Below are 19,205 nucleotides of genomic sequence, written 5' to 3' on the forward strand. Positions count from 1 at the left end.
GCACTTAGCGTTAGATCTTGGCCGTGATTTCGGGGAAGACCTTGTAGAACATGATCCAGGCCATGAGCAGGGTCAGAACCAAGTTCAGAGACTGGCCGCATACATACAGGATGATGGGCTTGCCGCCCTTGAAGTACTTGCCCAGTTCGCGGAAGTTGGTGGTCAGACCGATGGCGACGAAGGCCAGGCCGAAGAACCAGCCGCGCAACGGCACGGAAATCTTGTTGGTGCCGTTATCCACCAACATCTTGCCGAAGTCGGCGCCGAGGCCGCTGCTGACCAGCGAGAAAATGACGGAAACAGCCAGGAAGCCGATGACGAACTTGGGGAAGCGGTGCCAGATTTCCATGGCGCCCACGCTCTCGCCGGCCCGCGCCTCAACCTTGGTGGAAAAGTATATGGCCACGCAGAAAGCGGTTACGCCGATGAGCACGTTCTGGATCATCTTGACGGTAGCGGCCACCTGCAGGGCTTTGGGGCCGATGAATGCGCCGGCGGCGGCCACCGCGCCCGTGGCGTCCACGGTACCGCCTATCCAGGCTCCACCCAGGATTTCAGGCATGCCTACAGCCTTGATGAAGGCCGGCATAACCACCATCATGATGGCCGTAAAGGTCAGCGAAAGGCCAATGGAAAGAGTCAATTCTTCTTTTTTGGCGCGTGCGGCGGCGGCCGTAGCGATAGCCGCCGAGGTGCCGCACACGGACATGTCGGCGGAAATAACAATGTTCAGGGTCTGGGAAGGCATCTTCAGCACCTTCTGGCCGAAGATGTAGGTGCTGATCAGCACGACGGGCGTCACTACCCAGGCCACGAAAATGCCGGGGATGCCGATGGCCATAATCTTGTGGAAGAGCACTTCCGCGCCCAGCAGCACCAGACCGGTTTTAATGAAGTATTCCACCTGCGCGCCCTCTTTGAGCCATTTGGGCATACCGATGGTGTTGGCGATAATCATGCCGATGGCGATGGACCAGATTTCGGCGTTGATGCCGTAAAGCCGCATGGTCTTTTGGTTGCCGAGAATATTGGCCAGCACGCAGAGCACGTACACGCCCAGAAAAGCGACAAAAAACTTGCCCACGTTAAAGCCCATGAACTTGGCGCCGATGGAGGTCAGCACAGCCAACACGAGGCCCAGCACAATCAGCGTGGGAATGCGGTTGAAGGGCGTAACCAGCTTTTTGGCGGCGTCGGCAGTCTTTTTCTTGGCGGCCTGCCATTCGCCGATGGCCTTTTCAGCCGCGGCGTTCAGCGTGGCGTCGCCAAAAGAAGCGCCGGCGGCGGCTGTCTCAGCATCTTTGGCCAAAGCCAGTGCGGCGGCTTCAGCCTGCTTGGCCGCATCCACTTTCGGCCGGACGGCTTCATTGGCCTTGTCAGCCTGAGCCTGCGACATCATCAGAGCGTCCAGCGGATTGGACTGCCAGCGGGCCGGTGTTTTCAACTGATCAATGATGGCCTTGACTGAAGCCAGTTTTTGGCCTTGAAGCCCTTTTTGAGCGGCGGAGGCCTCATACCATTCAACGGTTTTGAACGGTTTGGCGGACTCGGCTTTCATGACCGCCGCATACTGATCGTACTTGCTCTCCAGATCCTGACGGCCGCTGAAGACCGTACCGATGGCCACGGCCAGAATAAAGAAGCCGATCCAGATAGCCCAGTAATCTTCCTTTTTCCACAGATCGGACCATTGCGACTTTGCTCTGTCGACAACAATCGCCGAGCTTTCCTGAGACATCCCTTTCCTCCTGTCAGCATCTACTGTTTTTTTAGACACGTCCGACCAGCCGGAGTGTGCCGTAGCGCCATTAACAATGTTCCTTTTTTATCCGGCATAACAACCATATTGTGATATTATACACAATAATATGCGTATTTTCAAGTCGCAAATTTTTCACCCGTGACTTCTTATATGGTGATAATGCCGCAACCGTTCCCGGCTGGAAAAACTTTTTGAATTTTGAATGAAAAATTATTGACAATCCCCCCCTCCTCATCTATTTTTCCACCTCGTGTTGGGCTGTCGTTCAATTGGCAGGACGGCGGATTCTGGCTCCGCTAATCAAGGTTCGAGTCCTTGCAGCCCAGCCAACACGCGCGTCCCCATCGTCTAGCCGGCCCAGGACAACGGCCTTTCACGCCGTCGACAGGGGTTCAAATCCCCTTGGGGACGCCAAATTTAGGTACAAAGAAGAATGCCAAAGTCCAAAAGACCTTGGCATTCTTTATTTTTTCATTCCAATACGGTTTCCCGAAGTCCAGCCTCGTCCGCTTGCATCCATGAAATTTGTGGGTATATCCGTAGGTAGGAATGTGGTACGATATTTCCGATACCTACACGGATAACCTGACGGAATCAAACATATTTTTGTCCATGTGGGTATCTCTCCGTCCAACGACAACCAAGGAGTGCCCATGCCTCTTACCGATACCCACATCCGCAGTCTGAAACCCGATTCAAAGCCCCGCAAATATTTCGACGGCGGCGGCCTGTTCCTCTATGTGCCCACCAGCGGCAGCAAGCTCTGGCGGATGGCTTACCGCTTTGACGGCAAGAGCAAACTGCTCAGTTTCGGGGAATACCCCAGCGTCTCGCTCAGGGACGCCAGAGAACGACGCGAGGATGCCCGGCGTCTGCTGGCCAAAGGCGTTGATCCTTCCGAGCAGAAACGGGAAGAAAAGAAGGCCAGAATCTCAGCCGAACGCGAGAGCTTCCAGAATATCGCCAGAGAATGGCATGAAACCCGCATGGCGGAGTTTTCTGAAAAGCATCAGGGAACCGTCATGTACCGGCTGAAAACCTACATCTTTCCACGTATTGGCAAAACGCACATCGCCAAACTGGAAACACGGGATATCATGGAGGTGGTCAAGCCTCTGGAGCAGCGGGGAAACTATGAGACTTCCCGGAGAGTGCTGCAGATCATCAATCAGGTATTCCGCTATGCGGTCATCACGGGCCGGGCAAAGCACAATATCGCAGCCGATCTCCGGGGAGCCTTGAGGCCGAGAAAAACGGTCCATCGCGCGGCGGTGCTGGAACCGGAAAAAGTCGGCCAGCTTTTGCGGGATATCGACGCCTACGAAGGCTATTTTCCTCTGGTCTGTGCCTTGAAGCTGGCTCCGTTGGTTTTCACCCGTCCCACGGAACTGCGGGCTGCCCAATGGAAGGAATTCGACCTTGAGTCCGGGGAATGGCGCATCCCTGCGGAACGCATGAAAATGCGCCGTCAGCATCTTGTGCCCCTGTCCCGGCAGGCAATGTTCATTCTTCGGGAACTTCAAAAATACTCCGGGGAGGGAAAATTCCTTTTTCCCTCCATCCGCACGGAGGTACGGCCCATTTCCGATGCGACCATGCTTAATGCGCTTCGGCGCATGGGCTACCAGAAGCACGAAATGAGCGTGCATGGTTTTCGCTCCATCGCATCCACACTGCTCAACGAACTCGGCTATAACCGGGACTGGATTGAGAGGCAGCTTGCCCACGGGGAGCAGGACGAAGTGCGTGCGGCATACAATTATGCGGAATATCTGCCTGAGCGCCGAAAGATGATGCAGGATTGGGCGGACTATCTGGACGGATTACGCAACACACAGCAGAAAAGAAATAAGGAGGGAGTATGCAAAAGGACACCATGACAGACCGTGATGTTTGTATCTCCATCGGGAAAATAGAAGACGAGACGCAGGTGACGAGCAATGACACCGGCTGGAGTGAAGAAGACAAGGAGCGTATGAGACAATACGGCTATGACGACATGGACATGATCCGGGCGTGGTATAGCTGAAACAGGTTTTACAGGAAAACAGCGGCACGGAAGGTACATGACTATCCCTGCCGCTGTTTTTTATTGTCCATTTTTGGGCGACAGGGTATCCTTTCCTCCATGACAGACCGACAGAACATAACCATAGGCAGAGTGCGGCAGGCGTATGGCCTGACAGTCAGAGAAGGTGAAATGCTTGCCCAGGCACTCTGGCCTGACGCCGTTCAGCCTCTGGGGCTATGGCACACGACCTATGAAAATTGCTGGCAGGCATTTGTTGCGGGCAATCATGTCGCATATGGAACGCAGATGCCGGAATTTCCTTCAGTGCCGGAACTGGGGGCGGGCATTCAGACATATCTGCTTGGCTTTGATGTGATGGAATTTTTCAGAAAGATATCAACGCTTGTTCCTGTTACCTCCCTACAATATGGGTTGAATGTCATTCTTGAAGAATCCTTTGAAGATACGGCGTCTGTCTTTCCCGAGGAACGAGAATTTCTGTTCAGCAGTTTGAAAATACTGAGCACAGAAGACATCTTCGCGCAGTATTCACCGGACTCGCCTCTCTTTGAGAAACCGATATTCTCCATTCCCGCCTCAAGTTATCACTTCATTGCGCATATCTTTGCCGATACCATAATGGTGGATAGGAACGTTGCTATAAGATATCTCCGTTATTACCCCTTACGCCGAGAAGTGAAAGGCATCACCCGTGCCCTTGTGGAGGCCGTTTTACGGACAGCTTCGCCAGAATCTTCCGTTGCCGACAAAGCGGTGGCAGTTCCCCTGTGTGAAAGGGCACCGCATGATGGCAAATTCGTTTTTCGTATTCCCAGAGCCTTTTGGGAAGGGAGACCGGACGCCGCCGTCCGTGACGCCATGAAAGAAAAGTATCCTCTTTCAGTCATCGCTTATGTTCTCCTGTATTGGTGTGGTCCTCAAAAATCCGAGACCAGTCACAAAACTCCGCAGGGCAGAAAGACGCATGTGGGGCGCTTGCTTGCGGGCAAAGAGTACAGGGACGACAAATCCTATCGCAATTTGATGTATATGCTCCTCAAGGAAGCAGATGCATACTCCATAGTCAAGGAATGACCAGCTTGCCATTTTCCCGTATTTTTTAGATTTTCCCGTCATTTTCCCGTCCGATTCCCTCACGGGAATCTTCGGACGTGTGCCAGAGTCTCCTGAAATCCAACCAGATTCAGGAGATTTTTTTATGAAACAGCATCAACCGTCCATACCCGCTCACGGCCTTTTGCGTCTTCCTCAGGTTCTCAACATGATTCCCATAAGCAAGAGCGCATGGTGGGAAGGGTGTCGCACCGGACGTTATCCCAAACCCGTGAAGCTCGGTCCCAGAACAACAGTCTGGCGGGCGGAGGACATTGCTGTATTTATCGAAAGCCTTGGCCGTCAGGGAGAGAATCATGAATAATCCCCTGCAAACCTTTCGGGACATCCTGACCGACAAGGGATTGATTCCGGCCGAAATCATGGCGGACGGGAACTTGCATCGTTGTCCTACCCAGACCAAACCGCACAAACAAAACGGTGCATATATCGCGCATGTCGATACCCCTGCGACGCTTTGGTGGTGCAACTGGGAAAACGGAGAACAGGGCACGTTTTGCGCCGAAGCAAAACAGACACTTTCAAGTGCGGAAATATCCGCATGGCGGGAGCGTCAACACTCCATACAGCGGCAACGCGAAGCGGAATATGCCGAACGCCATGCTGAAGCAGCTCAACTGGCCAGACAGGAATGGAACTCGGCACGAATGTGCGACGCCAATCATCCCTATCTGCGCCGCAAGGGCATTCCGGCTTTGGAAGGCATACGGCAGTCACGGGACGGCTCTCTGCTTATTCCTGTTATGGATGCCGCAAACAATCTGCAAAGTCTGCAACGCGTCTATCCTGATGGAACAAAGCGTTTTCTCGTGGGCGGCAAGGTATCTGGAGGACAATTCATCATTCAGGGGCAGCCGGAAAAGCCCGTTGCCGTTTGTGAGGGTTTTGCCACAGGCACAAGTATCCATCTTGCCACAGGCTGGACGGTTTATGTGGCCTTTTCCGCAAACAATCTCGCGAGAGTGGCCAAGACGGTGAAAGAACGATTGCCGGACAAGACAATCATCATTTGCGGCGACAATGACGAAGCAGGACTCAGGAAGGGGGAAGAGGCAGCCGGACTTGCAAACGCTCAACTTCTGTTTCCCCACTTCACCGACGCCAACGGTACAGATTTTAATGACCTTCACCAGATAGAAGGCATTGAGGCCGTCCGTTCGCAACTGGAAACGGCGCTGATCAAACAGCAAGGTCTTATCGCTCTGGACATGGGCGAATTTCTTTCCATGTCCATACCTGAACGGGGGTATCTTTTATCGCCCGTTCTTCCGGTACAGGGCATAGGCATCCTGTACGCTCCGCGCGGTATAGGCAAGACATTCGCCGCGTTGAGCATCGCCGTTGCGGTGGCTTCCGGCGGAGCCGTGTTCAACTGGCGTGCGCCGATGCCCAAGCGAACGCTGTATGTGGATGGGGAAATGCCCGCCACGTCTATGCAGAACCGTCTTTCCGCTCTTGTCAACGGCATGTCTGTTCCTCCGCATACGTTGAAAAACATGGCGCTCATCACACCGGATCTACAGCCCTGCCCCATGCCGGATTTGTCCACAGCCAGCGGACAGACCATGATTGAGCCGTTTCTGAAAGACGTAAACATGGTTGTGCTGGACAACATTGCAACCTTGTGCCGCACCGGCAAGGAAAACGAGTCTCAGTCATGGCAGACCATGCAGGCGTGGCTGCTGGAATTACGCCGCAGAGGGATGACCGTCCTGCTTATCCATCATGCCGGAAAATCCGGCGATCAACGCGGCACCAGCGCCAGGGAAGATATCATGGACACGGTGATCAGTCTGCGCAGGCCCCGGGAATACAGCATGGCCGAAGGCGCACGTTTTGAAGTTCATCTGACCAAGGCACGGGGCATATTGGGCGATGATGCCAAACCCTTTGAAGCCAACCTGATTACCGAAGGCAATGCCCTGCATTGGCGGGTTCGGGATATTGAAGATGTTGAACTGGAGGAATTGAAAAGGCTGCTTGGCGAGGGATACAGCATTCGCGACTGCGCCGAGGAAATGGGAAAATCGAAATCATCTGTCCACCGACTGAAAAGAAAACTGGAAGGTCTCGCTTGACCATTTTTCAGGTGTCCCGCTGTACCGCTGCCTAAGCGCCGGTACAGCGGGACACCTGCAATACTCATCGTATCTGTTATCCTATGAAGTCCAGCCAAATCCGAACATGTTTTCAACGTTTGTCCCGCGTAAACTGAAAAAGTGTCCCGCATTCCTGCCACAGAAAGAACGGGACATCCATTGATACAAGGAAGTATTGCCATGTCCTATCTCGTACTCCATATGGACAAATTCAAGAAAGAAGCCATACGCGGCATCCAGAGCCATAACCGGCGGGAACGGGAGAGCCGCAGCAACCCCGATATTGACTACGAAAGAAGCGCGGCGAACTACGAGCTGCACGAAGCCGCAGCATCGAACTATGCCGAAGGCATTCAGAATCGTATTGACGACCTCCTGCTGGTCAAATCCGTAAGAAAGGACGCCGTGCGCATGTGCGGGCTTATCGTCACTTCGGACAAGGCGTTTTTTGACAGGCTCACGCCGGAGGAAACAAGGCGTTTCTTTGAGGAGAGCAAGGCCTTTCTCACGGAGTTTGTGGGCGCTGAGAATGTCATTTCCGCAATGGTTCACATGGATGAGAAGACGCCGCACATGCACTTCCTTCATGTACCGGTGACGCCGGAAGGGAGGCTCAACGCCAACAAAATTTATACCCGCCAGAGTCTGCGGAAACTGCAATCCGAGCTTCCCGCCTATCTGCAAAGCCGGGGCTTCGCCATTGAGCGCGGTGTGGAACAGATGCCTGGTTCCGTGAAAAAGCATCTGGATACCCGCGAATTCAAGCAGCAACAGGAAGCATTGGAGAAACTGATTCAGGAATCCGAAGAGGCCACACGAAACTCACGACAGTTTATCAGCTCATTGGAACAGCGTGAAGAAGAGTTGAGAAAGAGCATTGAGGAGTATGAGCGGCAGGCTGAGGAGGCGGAAAAGTTTCTTCAGGAAAATTCCTCTCTACCGAAAGCCTCTCTTTTCAATTATCCGTCTGTGCTTGAGAAAGCCTCTTCCATTATTGGAGAGCTGAAAAAGGCGCTTGCCGTCAAACATCTTGTTCAGAAGCAGAAAGAAAGTCTGCAACAGGAAGTGGAAACGTTACGTCAGAAACAGATTCGGCTTGAAGCGGAATACACGGCTCACAGGAAACATAACCATGAGGAAAAAGAGGTGCTGGAAACTCAGTTGAAGAAAATGAAGAGAATCATGGCAGGCTATCGGGAATTTTTGCTTCTGCCGGAAATCCGTCCGCTGCATATCGAGTTCGTGGAGCGCAAGCGTGCCGAACAGCTCCAACGGCAGCAGGAAGAGGAACGGCAGCGGCAGACGCAGGAGGCGCGGGACAGGGAGCGTCGGCAGGCGCACTTCGCCCGTGGCATGAGAATGAGGTAAGGCGTCGGGAGGGAATCTTCGCACAGGCCGAAGATATAGCCCACTATGCTTCACTGACGTGAAGCCAGTGGGCAAGCGTCCCGCTTGACCGGAAAAGACAAAATACCCATCCGGGGCATAGCTCCAACGAGTCAGAGGAGAACCATCATGACCATCACCACAACACAATTGAAGGAAATCAGACAGGAATTTGCTGCTCTTAAACCCGCTTCCGTCACACTGGACGGGAATCGAACCATGTCCGTAAAGGAAGCAGTCTTTGCTCTGGCACCGACTCTGGAGCGTATGAAGAAGCGCGGTTTCGGCACACAGGAGATTGTCGAGCGCCTGCACGAAAAAGGCATTGAAGTGAAGGCTCCGACCCTCGCCAAATACCTGAGCGAGTTCAGACGCCGGAAAGAAAAGAAGAGAGACACACCCCGCCCCGCCTTGAAGAAAACGGCGGCTTCCACGCCCTCTGCCTGCATCCGCGAATCGGACAGATGCGGAGGTGGATTTGTTCAGCCGGACATCCCTGACGAAGAGTTATAATGTTATCAACAGGAAGTATTCCCAAGACAGCGACATGGGAGGCGATTTGCGGATTGCCTCCCTGTTTTTCACCAGACTGTAAAGCGATTGAAAATTGACCTATCTCTTGATATTTTCGGAGAAATCGCATTCCCCGCTATCAGGAGATATTTGTAGATGGCCGACAACAGAAAAGAGCAGGAACGCGCGGAACTTCACCGCGCCATATGGAACATCGCCAATGACCTTCGTGGAAGCGTCGATGGCTGGGACTTCAAGCAGTATGTCCTGGGGATGCTGTTCTACCGGTATATTTCCGAAAATCTGACGGTCTATCTCAACAAGAGGATGGCGGATGCTGGGTTCGACGGTTTTGACTACGCAAATATGCCCGATGAGAAAGCGGAAACAGCCCGTCGGGAAATGGTCTCCACCAAGGGCTTTTTCATTCTGCCGAGTGAACTTTTTGCCAATGTCTGCCGGAATGCCGCACAGGACGACAATCTGAATGAAACGCTGGAAAAGACATTCAAGCATATAGAGGAATCCGCCTCCGGTTCGGAAAGCGAAGACAATTTTAAAGGTCTGTTTGACGATATGGACGTCAACAACAAAAAACTGGGCGATACCGTAGCCAAACGCAATGAAAAGCTGGTCAAACTGCTGCAAGGCGTTCAGGGCATGAATCTCGGCAGCAATTATCAGGACAATACCATTGATGCTTTCGGCGATGCCTATGAATTCCTCATGGGCATGTATGCTTCCAATGCGGGTAAAAGCGGCGGGGAATATTATACGCCGCAGGAGGTTTCGGAGCTTCTTGCCAGAATAACCACCGTCGGCAAAACAACGGTCAACAAGGTTTATGACCCGGCCTGCGGCTCCGGTTCCCTGTTGCTGAAATTCGCCAAGATACTTGGCACGGAAAACGTGCGTGACGGATTTTTTGGTCAGGAGATCAATATTACGACGTATAACCTTTGCCGAATCAATATGTTCCTGCATGATGTGGGATATGACAAGTTCGACATCGCCCTTGGTGACACGCTGACCGATCCGCAACACTGGGATGATGAACCGTTTCAGGCTATTGTTTCCAATCCTCCGTATTCCATCAAATGGGCTGGGGAAGATAATCCGGTTCTCATCAATGACCCTCGTTTTGCTCCCGCCGGAGTGCTTGCGCCGAAATCCAAGGCCGACCTCGCCTTTATTCTCCATGCCCTGTCGTGGTTGTCCGCTGACGGTACGGCGGCCATTGTCTGTTTTCCCGGCGTCATGTATCGGGGCGGCAAGGAAGGAAAGATCCGCAAGTACCTCGTAGACAATAACTATGTGGATTGCGTCATTCAGTTGCCGGACAACCTCTTTTTCGGGACGACCATTGCCACCTGTATCATGGTGTTGAAAAAGGGCAAGAAGGATAGTACGGTACTGTTCATTGACGCTTCCGCCGAGTGCGTGAAGGCGACCAATTCCAACAAGCTGACGGACGCCAATACCGGGAAGATTCTTGATGCCTTTATCAGCAGAAAGGACGAAAAACACTTTGCCAGAGTCGTCCCCAGCGCCGAAATCGGGGCTCAGGGCTATAATCTTTCCGTCAGCACCTATGTGGAGCAGGAGGACAAGCGGGAAGTCATAGATATTCGCCAGCTCAACAGGCAGATTGAAGAGATCGTGGCGCGTGAAGCCGTGCTTCGCGCTGAAATTGACAAAATCATCGCCGAAATAGAGAGCTGACGCCATGAATATTGATGAACGCAGCCTTGCCAACGCGCAGCGTCTGTTCGAAAGCGGCGACATTGACCGTATGGAAGTGGGCACGACAAAAGGCCTGCAACAAATACATGCCTGGCTTTTTGACGGTCTGTACGACTTTGCCGGGCAGATACGCACCGTCAATATCGCCAAGGGCAACTTTCGCTTTGCCAACTGTCTGTACCTGAAAGAAATTCTGGCTGTTATCGAAAAAATGCCGGAAACGGCCTTTGAAGAAATCATCGCCAAATATGTGGAGATGAACATTGCCCATCCCTTCCGGGAAGGAAACGGCCGCGCTACACGCATTTGGCTGGATATGATGCTGAAGAAGAACTTGGGCAGGGTGGTGGACTGGCAGCGGATAGACAGGGATGCCTATCTTCAGGCCATGGAGCGCAGCCCAGTGAATGATTTGGAGTTGCGTGCGCTTATCCAGCCCCATCTGACGGATAAAGTCAACGACCGTGAAGTTATCTTCAAGGGAATCGAGCAGTCCTATTATTATGAAGGGTACAGAAAATGAGCAGACTTGAAGAACTTATTACGGAGTTGTGCCCCAATGGGATGGAATATAAATCTCTCGGGGAGATTGCTTTATCTATTTATAGAGGATCTGGTATTACACGAGACCAAATTCGAGATCAAGGGATTCCTTGTGTAAGATACGGTGAAATTTATACGACATATGATATTTGGTTTGACAAATGTGTTTCATTTACCGATGAATCACTTATTTTGAATAAAAAATATTTTGAATATGGAGATGTTCTTTTTGCAATTACAGGTGAAAATGTTGAAGATATTGCAAAATCATGTGTATATATAGGAAATGAAAGATGCCTTGCCGGTGGTGATATCGTTGTAATGAAACATAGTCAAAATCCTAAGTATCTCAGTTATGCGTTATCAACAAAGTCTGCTCAATCTCAAAAAAGCAAGGGAAAGGTAAAAAGTAAAGTAGTTCATTCAAGTGTTCCGTCCATACAAAAAATCTTAATCCCCGTCCCCCCACTTCCTGTTCAGGAAGAGATAGTAAGGATATTAGACAATTTCGCAGAACTTACCGCAGAACTTACCGCAGAACTTACCGCAGAACTTAACAAAAGAAAGCAGCAATATCAATATTACAGAGATTCCCTCTTGACATTTGATAAGAGAGGGGCGACCTCCCAGACAGACAGACAGACAGACAGACAGACAGACAGACAGCGGTAAGTAGCGTTCAATGGATGAATTTAGGATGTGTCGCGAGTATAAGTACAGGGAGTAGTAATACAAATGAGTTTATCGAGGATGGGAAATATCCATTTTATGTACGCTCTCAGGATGTCCTAAGAAAAAATACATGGGAGTTTGATGAGACAGCTATTGTTACTGCGGGAGATGGCGTTGGGGTTGGAAAAGTTTTTCATTTTGTTGAGGGGAAATATGCTCTACATCAGAGGGCATATCGAATACGGATAACGGATAGTAGAATCCTATCAAAATTCTTTTTTTATTATATGAAAGCAAACTTTCTTAGCTATATAACAAAAAACGCGGTACATGCTTCTGTTACTTCCATTCGACGTCATATGCTGGATAATTATCTCATCCCCGTCCCCCCTCTTGCCGAACAAGCCCGCATCGTTTCCATCCTCGACCGTTTTGATGCTCTTTGCAATGACCTGACCAGCGGCCTGCCCGCGGAAATTGAGGCGCGTAAAAAGCAGTATGAATATTGCCGCGACAAGCTGCTGACTTTCAAGGAAGCCGTATGACGACCCGTTTCAACATGGTGGCGCAATGCCCGGAAAGCACGGTTGTAGCCGAATATACTCCCTCCAGAATCCGTTCCGACGCCTATCAGAGCGAAGCGGATCTGGAGAAAGAATTCATCCGCCAACTGAGTTCGCAGGGCTATGAATATTTGTCTGTACACAATGAAGCCGCACTTGTGGACAATCTGCGCCGCCAGTTGGAATTGCTCAACAACTATACTTTTTCTGACCAGGAGTGGCGACGCTTCTTTACGCAGCACCTTGCCAATGCCAATGAAGGCATTGAGGAAAAGACGCGTCGCATTCAGGAAGATTGTGTCATCAACCTGACCAGAGATGACGGTACAACAAAAAATATCACGCTGCTGGACAAGAAAAACATTCACAACAACCGTCTTCAGGTCATCAATCAGTATGAAGAGAGTGCGGGAACCTATCAGACACGGTATGACGTGACTATTCTGGTCAATGGCCTGCCTTTGGCGCATGTGGAGTTGAAGCGCCGAGGGGTGCCCATCCGGGAAGCTTTTAACCAGATAAAGCGCTATCAGCGTGACAGCTTCTGGGCCGGGTCCGGGCTGTATGAATATGTACAGATATTCGTCATTTCCAATGGTACGCATACCAAATATTATTCCAATACCACCCGGGAGGCTCACGTCAGGGAACAGAATAACAGCGGTAGGCGCAAGAGCAAAAAGACCAGCAACTCTTTCGAGTTCACTTCCTATTGGGCGGACGGCAACAATACCGTCATTGCTGATCTTGTGGACTTTACCAAGACATTCTTTGCCCGCCATACCCTGCTGAATATCCTTACCCGGTTCTGTGTGTTCACTACCGAAAAAATGCTGCTGGTAATGCGTCCTTATCAAATAACGGCCACCGAGCGTATTTTGCAACGACTGGAAATAGCCCACAACTATAAAAAAGCGGGAAGCGTGGAAGGCGGAGGCTATATCTGGCACACCACGGGTTCCGGTAAAACGCTGACTTCCTTCAAGACGGCCCAGCTTGCCACACGCCTTCCCTATGTGGACAAGGTGCTTTTTGTGGTTGACCGCAAAGATTTGGATTACCAGACCATCAAGGAGTACGACCGCTTTGAAAAAGGCGCGGCCAACGGCAACAATTCCGTTTCCGTACTGACACGGCAACTGGAAGATTCCGGCTGCCATATCATCATCACGACTATTCAAAAGCTGGGCATTTTCATTAGGCGCAACCCCAAACATCCCGTTTTCCAGCAGCGTATCGTACTCATTTTTGACGAATGCCACCGTTCCCAGTTTGGCGATTTGCACACGGCCATTGTCAAGGCGTTCAGGCAATACCACCTGTTCGGTTTTACCGGTACGCCCATTTTTGCGGTCAATGCCGGAACGGGCGGCAATCCCTTGTTAAAGACCACAGAACAGGCTTTCGGTGATAAACTGCACACCTACACCATCGTCAACGCCATTAATGACGGCAACGTGTTGCCGTTCCGCATTGATTACATCAATACTGTGAAGATGGCGGAAAACGTCAGGGATTACAAAGTCCAGGCCATTGATATTGAAAAGGCCCTTGCCGCACCGGAGCGTATCTCGGGTGTGGTCAGATACATTATCGAGCATTTTGACCAGAAGACCAAGCGCAACAGCTTTTACTCTCTGAAAGGTCAGCGCGTGTCGGGATTTAATTCCATCCTGGCCGTCAGCTCCATTCCCATGGCTATCGCCTATTACAAGGAATTGAAAAAGCAACTGGCGGAACTGCGTCGGGAAATGACCATAGCTACTATCTTCAGTTTCAATCCCAACGAAGCCGATCCCGAAGATGCTATTGCCGATGAAAGCTTTGATACCGCCGGTCTCGATGCCACATCGCGCGATTTTCTGGAATCCGCCATTACCGACTACAACACGATATTCAGCACCAACTACGATACATCGGCCGACAAGTTCCAGAACTACTATAAAGACCTGTCGCAGCGCATGAAAAACCGTGAGATTGACCTCCTTGTGGTGGTCAACATGTTTCTCACTGGTTTTGACGCGACAACCCTTAATACCCTGTGGGTGGACAAAAATCTCAAATACCACAGCCTGATACAGGCATATTCCCGCACCAATCGCATTCTCAATTCGGTCAAGACCTTCGGCAATATCGTCTGTTTTCGTGATTTGCAGAAGGAAACGGATGACGCCATTGCGCTGTTCGGCAACAAGGATGCGGGCGGTGTCGTACTGCTGAAGACGTATGAAGACTACTATAATGGTTTTGATGAGGAAAAATCAGATGGTGATACAAAACATACAAGTGGCTATAAAGAACTGATAGAAAACCTGCTGACGCGCTTTCCTCTTGAGCAGTCTATCATCGGCGAGCAGGACGAGAAAGATTTTATCGCGCTCTTTGGTTCAATTCTGAGGATGCGGAATATTCTGACAGCGTTTGACGATTTCAAGGGCAATGAAATTCTGTCCGAGCGACAATTGCAGGACTATCAGAGTATGTATCTTGATCTCTATCAGAAACATCGGCCCGGCAAGGTGGAAAAGGAAGACATTACATCTGATGTGGTCTTTGAAATGGAACTGGTACGGCAGGTGGAAATCAATATCGACTATATCCTGATGCTGGTCGAAAAATACCGCGCTTCCCACGGCAAAGACAAGACCATCCTCGCGTCCATCGGCACAGCTATCAATTCAAGTATTGAACTGCGCAGCAAAAAAGAACTCATTGAGGGTTTTATTGCCGATATCAATGTCTCCGCTTCTGTGAGCGAGGACTGGAGGCGCTATGTTGATGAACGCCGTGAGGCTGATATAAAGGCCCTCATCGCACGGGAAAAACTGCAACCGGAAGAAACCAGAAAATTTCTGGATAACGCCTTCCGTAGTGGCGAACTGAAAACGATAGGCGAGGATATTCAGAAAATCATGCCGCCGAGTAATCCGTTTGACATAAAAAGCAGCGAAAAGAAAAAAGGGATTATAGATAGACTAAAGGAGTTTTTTGAAAAATACATTGGCATTGTTTAATGTTTCATTCGCACAACCATTATTTAACTTTATCATATGGAAATTTTTGATTATCTGTGTGTCTCTATCGGTGAGAGGGGTAGTGTCCAAAGAGGCCCAAGAAAGAATCTTACAAATTTTTAGTTTTGAGGGTATTTTTGGAGGTACTCCTAAAAAATATTTTTATAATAATATGTAAAATCAAATAGATAAATTAATATTTTTATCCCCTTGGGGACGCCAAATTTTAGTATTTATACAAGAACGGCAAGGTGTCAAAACCTTGCCGTTCTTGTGTTATCAAGCTTAGTGTGACCTTGCTCACCAGTCACTGCCGATACGTATGTCTCTTGAGATATTTTTCATGACAAGACTTCCCCAGATTCCAGAGAAATCCCGCCACTCTGAAAGGCCGCCCCGGATCATTCCCAGATTTTGCCGATGAACTCCATCGCCCGTCGCTCGCTGTAGTACAGCGGGCCCCGCTGTACAAAACCCACATGTCCGCCGTGCGGAGCCACCTCAAGATACAGGCGGGCATTTTTTCGCGCCGTATCCCAAGGATAGCAGGACTGGGAACAGAAGGGATCATCAGCGGCCATCAACAGGTACAGGGGAAGCTGGATGGCGGGCAGATCTGGCAGGACGCTGTTTTTTTGCCAATAGTCGCGCGCCGAGGAAAAACCATAGACCGGAGCAGTGAAACGCTCGTCGAATTCCGCGAAGGTGCGGATGCGCTCCAGACCTTCCAACGAAGGATAGTGCGGAAAGCGGGCCGCTTTTTCCCGCACCTTGCCCCGCAAAGTACGCAGAAAATAGGCCATATACAGCCGGCAGGAGGACCCGTCCATAACCGGGGCCGCGCTTGCCAGATCGCAGGGCACGGATACGGCCACAGCCGCGCGCACCAGCCGCGAAACCGGCCCTCGGGCCAGATAGCGGCAGATCTGATTGCCGCCCATGCTGAAGCCCGCCAGCAGTATGGGCAGATCAAAGGATTCCGCGTAGCGGACCACTGCGCCCAGATCGCTGATCTCGCCCATGTGATAGAGGCGGTCGGTGTGGTTGGGTTCACCGGAGCAGGAGCGCATATTCCAGGCCAACACCTGAAAGCCCCGTGCCGTCAGGGCTCGCGCCAGACCCAGAATATACTTGCGGCGACTGTTGCCCTCCAGCCCGTGTGAGAGAATGGCCAGACCACGCAGCGCTCCCAAGGCACATGGATGCAGATCCAGATCCAGAAAATCGCCGTCCGGCGTGTCAATGCGGATGCGTCGCAGGCCGTCGGGCAAAGCGGGTTTGGGACGGAAAAACACCGGCCAGATGGTGTTCAGATGGCCGTTGGAGAGCCCCGGCGGGGCCGTATAGCGGGATGGAAGTATTGGCATGGACAAAGGCCTCGTGTAGGCTTGCGGCATGTGCGCAGTTCATACTAGTAGCCCGCACCGGGAAAAGCTGTCAAATGCCGGGGCCGGACGCCGGACGGATACTGCCGCGAAAGCGGATGTGATCATTCTGGGCGCCGGGGCCGCCGGCCTGCTTTGCGCGCGCGAGGCCGCCGGACGAGGTCTGCGCGTGCTGCTGCTGGAGCGCGCCGCCGTGCCCGGCCGCAAGCTGGCCGTCAGCGGCGGAGGCAAAGCCAATTTCACCAACCGCGCTATCAGGCCGCAGGATTATTACTGCCACCACAGCCAGGACTTCTGCAGTCCGGCTCTGGCTTCTTTCAGACCGGAAGACATGCTGGCCCTGACGCGCGCCTGGAATCTGCCTGTGGAGGAACGCGCGCACGGCCAGTTGTTCCTGACGGTTCCGGCCCAACGTCTGGTCCGGGCCCTGGTGCGCGACTGCCGGGAACGCGGCTGCCGCCTGCTCTGCGACACCGCCGCAAGCGGCGTCAGCTTTGGCGGTGAGCGTTTCCAGGTGGAAGCCGGCGGCACGCTCTGGCACGGCAAGGCTCTGGTGCTGGCTTTGGGCAGCCCGGCCTGGCCGCAGGCCGGCGGCAGTGGCATGGGCTACCGACTGGCCCAGAGTCTGGGGCATACGGTCATTCCGCCGCGTCCGGCACTTGTTCCTCTGCGCCTGGCCGCAGACGATCCCGCTGGCGCGGCCCTGCTGGACCTTGCCGGCATCAGCCTGCCGGTGCGGATCAGCCTGCCCGAAACGGCGTGCGAAAACGACACGGAATGCGTCTGGGAAGACGATCTGCTTTTCACCCATGACGGGCTGAGCGGCCCGGCGGCGCTCAAAGCCTCGTTGTTCTGGCGCGAAGGCGCACCGCTGTGTGTGGACTTTCTGCCCGGCCGGAACGTGGAAGCGCTGCTGGACGCTCCCCAGGCGGGACGTCAGACCGCGCGGACTCTGCTGGCCCGCCATCTGCCCCAGCGCCTGGCGGACGCCCTGCTGCCCCCCTCTCTTGCCCGGCGCAAAATTGCTGAGCTGTCCCGCGCCGCACGCCGGGAAATCACAAACGCCATGCAGGCCCGTATCCTGACGCCCAGCGGCACGGCGGGCCTGAAAAAAGCCGAAGTCTGCGCCGGGGGCGTGGACACGCGCGAAATTGACCCGCAAACCATGCGCAGCCTGCTCCGGCCCAACCTGTACATCATTGGAGAACTGCTGGACGTGACCGGCCTGCTGGGCGGCTATAACCTGCACTGGGCCTGGGCCAGCGGCATGGCCGCCGGGCGGAATATCCTGAAATAAAGAGAGCCGGCGTTCGCCCAAGGTGCTATCAACACCGGGCAAAGTCGTTATATGTCATTCTCATTCAAGGCGTTCAGCCGCACAAGTTGGCGAAAGGCAATTTAGCGTAGCATTTTTTGAAACCTTTCAGAAGTTCTTTCTCGTACTTCCTGGATTCTTCGCCAGGTATTGCCCGCCAGGCAACGAGGCACGCCTTCGCATACGGAACCTGCCAAAGATAACGCCCGCCCCAATGCGGAACGGGTTTCTCCTCACCAAAGCGCATATATTGGGTAAGGCGGGAACGCAATGTGGCCTTGCTGTTGGCGCTCCCGGCCTTGCCAATATAAATGATATGCGCTTTTTCCACCCATTTTTCCTTTAGTTTCTCCAGGGTAACATTTGGATCTTTTCCTCTAAAATGTCCCCCTGATCCCGGGTTGCAAAACCGCGGACAATTGCAGCTTGGCGAGTACACCATATACACTCCAGGCTGCTCTGGCGCCTGCCGGCAGCTCTCCTTACTTAATTTAGCAACAGTCACAAAACCGGAAAATTTTTGCGGCGTTGTCTGTGAGAAAATTTCAAAATTAAAATGTTCCGCCCAGCCAATCGACATATCCGCTCTCCTTTTGGACCCTATTCTCCAGCGTCCACAAGTAAAAACAACAGCGCTTCTGAAAAGCGATCCATTTCAAAGCAAAACCAGCAGTCCTACGCTACCGGCGCATGGATGGTCTTTCGGCCTCTTCAAGAACTAAAAAAATCTGACGCGTGCTATACTCTGTCGCAGTAAACGTTTTCGAGAAAACGCTCCATGGCTTCGTCCGCCTGGCTGATATATTCATTAAGCGGAAATTGCGCCTTGCAGGCCGGGCAATGCATGTGGACTTCGTGACAGCTGCGGCCAATATGCAGCCGTGCCCCGCAGCGGGGGCAGACAAGAGAGGTTTCGGCATCACGGGCGGCGAAAAAAGCCATGGACAACTCCTCTTTGATGTCGCCATTGTTGTCCCACTAGTTGCGCCTAAAATGGCGTGGAAGTCAACGGACTATGACGAACAGTCATAACTATAAAAAACAAAAAAGCCCGCGCTGCCAAAG

At 52.2% G+C, this 19,205-nt stretch carries 17 protein-coding genes and 2 tRNA genes; 15 read left to right on the forward strand and 4 right to left on the reverse strand.

The window, feature by feature from the left end:
• Positions 1 to 10: 10 nt before the first annotated feature.
• Entirely contained in the window at positions 11 to 1,738 is a 1,728-nt protein-coding gene (locus FYJ44_RS00415; RefSeq protein ID WP_154508200.1) for a YeiH family protein, read from the reverse strand.
• Between the two features lie 278 nt (positions 1,739 to 2,016).
• On the opposite strand from FYJ44_RS00415, the gene FYJ44_RS00420 reads away from it, so the two are divergent.
• The 14 genes from FYJ44_RS00420 (at position 2,017) to FYJ44_RS00480 (ending at position 15,440) form a co-directional block, all read left to right on the forward strand.
• Positions 2,017 to 2,091: transfer RNA gene (locus tag FYJ44_RS00420), tRNA-Gln, on the forward strand.
• An 8-nt stretch (positions 2,092 to 2,099) separates the two neighbouring features.
• A tRNA-Glu gene (locus tag FYJ44_RS00425) sits at positions 2,100 to 2,176 on the forward strand.
• A 239-nt stretch (positions 2,177 to 2,415) separates the two neighbouring features.
• Entirely contained in the window at positions 2,416 to 3,642 is a 1,227-nt protein-coding gene (locus FYJ44_RS00430; protein ID WP_154508201.1) for a tyrosine-type recombinase/integrase, read from the forward strand.
• The gene (locus FYJ44_RS14405; RefSeq protein ID WP_195840911.1) at positions 3,624 to 3,791 is read left to right on the forward strand and encodes a hypothetical protein; all 168 of its coding nucleotides are present in this window, start codon (positions 3,624 to 3,626) and stop codon (positions 3,789 to 3,791) included. The genes FYJ44_RS00430 and FYJ44_RS14405 overlap by 19 nt, the downstream gene beginning before the upstream one ends.
• Positions 3,792 to 3,962: 171 nt before the next feature.
• Positions 3,963 to 4,868 (forward strand): hypothetical protein, encoded by a 906-nt coding sequence (locus tag FYJ44_RS00435; RefSeq protein ID WP_154508202.1) that lies wholly within the window; start codon positions 3,963 to 3,965, stop codon positions 4,866 to 4,868.
• A gap of 124 nt (positions 4,869 to 4,992) precedes the next feature.
• Entirely contained in the window at positions 4,993 to 5,211 is a 219-nt protein-coding gene (locus FYJ44_RS00440) for a helix-turn-helix transcriptional regulator (protein WP_072337233.1), read from the forward strand.
• On the forward strand, positions 5,204 to 6,985 hold the full coding sequence (locus FYJ44_RS00445) for an AAA family ATPase (protein ID WP_154508203.1): 1,782 nt from the start codon (positions 5,204 to 5,206) through the stop codon (positions 6,983 to 6,985). Before FYJ44_RS00440 ends, FYJ44_RS00445 begins: the two co-directional genes overlap by 8 nt.
• Positions 6,986 to 7,186: 201 nt before the next feature.
• Positions 7,187 to 8,374, forward strand: a complete 1,188-nt coding sequence (mobV, locus tag FYJ44_RS00450; protein ID WP_154508204.1) for a MobV family relaxase — start codon at positions 7,187 to 7,189, stop codon at positions 8,372 to 8,374.
• A 147-nt stretch (positions 8,375 to 8,521) separates the two neighbouring features.
• Positions 8,522 to 8,905, forward strand: coding sequence for a protein MobC (locus tag FYJ44_RS00455; protein WP_072337238.1), 384 nt, complete (start codon positions 8,522 to 8,524; stop codon positions 8,903 to 8,905).
• Between the two features lie 156 nt (positions 8,906 to 9,061).
• Positions 9,062 to 10,627, forward strand: a complete 1,566-nt coding sequence (locus FYJ44_RS00460) for a type I restriction-modification system subunit M (RefSeq protein WP_154508205.1) — start codon at positions 9,062 to 9,064, stop codon at positions 10,625 to 10,627.
• A 4-nt stretch (positions 10,628 to 10,631) separates the two neighbouring features.
• A complete protein-coding gene (gene fic / locus FYJ44_RS00465) occupies positions 10,632 to 11,171 on the forward strand; it encodes a protein adenylyltransferase Fic (protein ID WP_072337242.1) in 540 nt (179 codons plus the stop codon).
• Entirely contained in the window at positions 11,168 to 11,863 is a 696-nt protein-coding gene (locus FYJ44_RS00470; RefSeq protein ID WP_154508206.1) for a restriction endonuclease subunit S, read from the forward strand. Before fic ends, FYJ44_RS00470 begins: the two co-directional genes overlap by 4 nt.
• A gap of 14 nt (positions 11,864 to 11,877) precedes the next feature.
• Positions 11,878 to 12,408, forward strand: a complete 531-nt coding sequence (locus FYJ44_RS00475) for a restriction endonuclease subunit S (protein WP_154508207.1) — start codon at positions 11,878 to 11,880, stop codon at positions 12,406 to 12,408.
• Entirely contained in the window at positions 12,405 to 15,440 is a 3,036-nt protein-coding gene (locus tag FYJ44_RS00480; RefSeq protein WP_154508208.1) for a type I restriction endonuclease subunit R, read from the forward strand. Before FYJ44_RS00475 ends, FYJ44_RS00480 begins: the two co-directional genes overlap by 4 nt.
• 401 nt (positions 15,441 to 15,841) lie before the next feature.
• Here the strand turns inward: FYJ44_RS00480 and FYJ44_RS00485 are convergent, their stop codons facing one another.
• The gene (locus FYJ44_RS00485) at positions 15,842 to 16,807 is read right to left on the reverse strand and encodes a YheT family hydrolase (RefSeq protein WP_154508209.1); all 966 of its coding nucleotides are present in this window, start codon (positions 16,805 to 16,807) and stop codon (positions 15,842 to 15,844) included.
• A 28-nt stretch (positions 16,808 to 16,835) separates the two neighbouring features.
• Between FYJ44_RS00485 and FYJ44_RS00490 the strand changes: the two genes are divergently transcribed.
• Entirely contained in the window at positions 16,836 to 18,122 is a 1,287-nt protein-coding gene (locus FYJ44_RS00490) for a BaiN/RdsA family NAD(P)/FAD-dependent oxidoreductase (protein WP_154508210.1), read from the forward strand.
• Between the two features lie 73 nt (positions 18,123 to 18,195).
• Here the strand turns inward: FYJ44_RS00490 and FYJ44_RS00495 are convergent, their stop codons facing one another.
• Both FYJ44_RS00495 and FYJ44_RS00500 read right to left on the reverse strand, forming a co-directional pair.
• Positions 18,196 to 18,720 carry a hypothetical protein gene (locus FYJ44_RS00495; protein ID WP_154508211.1) on the reverse strand — a complete coding sequence of 175 codons (525 nt, stop codon included), beginning with the start codon at positions 18,718 to 18,720 and terminating at the stop codon, positions 18,196 to 18,198.
• Positions 18,721 to 18,878: 158 nt separating this feature from the next.
• Entirely contained in the window at positions 18,879 to 19,082 is a 204-nt protein-coding gene (locus FYJ44_RS00500) for a dual CXXC motif small (seleno)protein (RefSeq protein ID WP_154508212.1), read from the reverse strand.
• Between the last annotated feature and the right edge of the window lie 123 nt (positions 19,083 to 19,205).

The sequence above is a fragment of the Desulfovibrio porci genome (genome assembly GCF_009696265.1).
GTDB classification, from domain to species: domain Bacteria; phylum Desulfobacterota; class Desulfovibrionia; order Desulfovibrionales; family Desulfovibrionaceae; genus Desulfovibrio; species Desulfovibrio porci.

Coding starts and splice junctions, on each gene's coding strand:
- FYJ44_RS00500 (WP_154508212.1), bottom strand. CDS start 19,082: ATGGCTTTTTTCGCCGCCCGTGATGCCGAAACCTCTCTTGTCTGCCCC.
- FYJ44_RS00490 (WP_154508210.1), top strand. CDS start 16,836: ATGTGCGCAGTTCATACTAGTAGCCCGCACCGGGAAAAGCTGTCAAAT.
- FYJ44_RS00475 (WP_154508207.1), top strand. CDS start 11,878: ATGAATTTAGGATGTGTCGCGAGTATAAGTACAGGGAGTAGTAATACA.
- FYJ44_RS00415 (WP_154508200.1), bottom strand. CDS start 1,738: ATGTCTCAGGAAAGCTCGGCGATTGTTGTCGACAGAGCAAAGTCGCAA.
- FYJ44_RS00430 (WP_154508201.1), top strand. CDS start 2,416: ATGCCTCTTACCGATACCCACATCCGCAGTCTGAAACCCGATTCAAAG.
- FYJ44_RS00460 (WP_154508205.1), top strand. CDS start 9,062: ATGGCCGACAACAGAAAAGAGCAGGAACGCGCGGAACTTCACCGCGCC.
- FYJ44_RS00435 (WP_154508202.1), top strand. CDS start 3,963: ATGCTTGCCCAGGCACTCTGGCCTGACGCCGTTCAGCCTCTGGGGCTA.
- fic (WP_072337242.1), top strand. CDS start 10,632: ATGAATATTGATGAACGCAGCCTTGCCAACGCGCAGCGTCTGTTCGAA.
- FYJ44_RS00485 (WP_154508209.1), bottom strand. CDS start 16,807: ATGCCAATACTTCCATCCCGCTATACGGCCCCGCCGGGGCTCTCCAAC.
- FYJ44_RS00440 (WP_072337233.1), top strand. CDS start 4,993: ATGAAACAGCATCAACCGTCCATACCCGCTCACGGCCTTTTGCGTCTT.
- FYJ44_RS00445 (WP_154508203.1), top strand. CDS start 5,204: ATGAATAATCCCCTGCAAACCTTTCGGGACATCCTGACCGACAAGGGA.
- FYJ44_RS14405 (WP_195840911.1), top strand. CDS start 3,624: ATGCAAAAGGACACCATGACAGACCGTGATGTTTGTATCTCCATCGGG.
- FYJ44_RS00495 (WP_154508211.1), bottom strand. CDS start 18,720: ATGTCGATTGGCTGGGCGGAACATTTTAATTTTGAAATTTTCTCACAG.
- FYJ44_RS00455 (WP_072337238.1), top strand. CDS start 8,522: ATGACCATCACCACAACACAATTGAAGGAAATCAGACAGGAATTTGCT.
- FYJ44_RS00480 (WP_154508208.1), top strand. CDS start 12,405: ATGACGACCCGTTTCAACATGGTGGCGCAATGCCCGGAAAGCACGGTT.
- FYJ44_RS00470 (WP_154508206.1), top strand. CDS start 11,168: ATGAGCAGACTTGAAGAACTTATTACGGAGTTGTGCCCCAATGGGATG.
- mobV (WP_154508204.1), top strand. CDS start 7,187: ATGTCCTATCTCGTACTCCATATGGACAAATTCAAGAAAGAAGCCATA.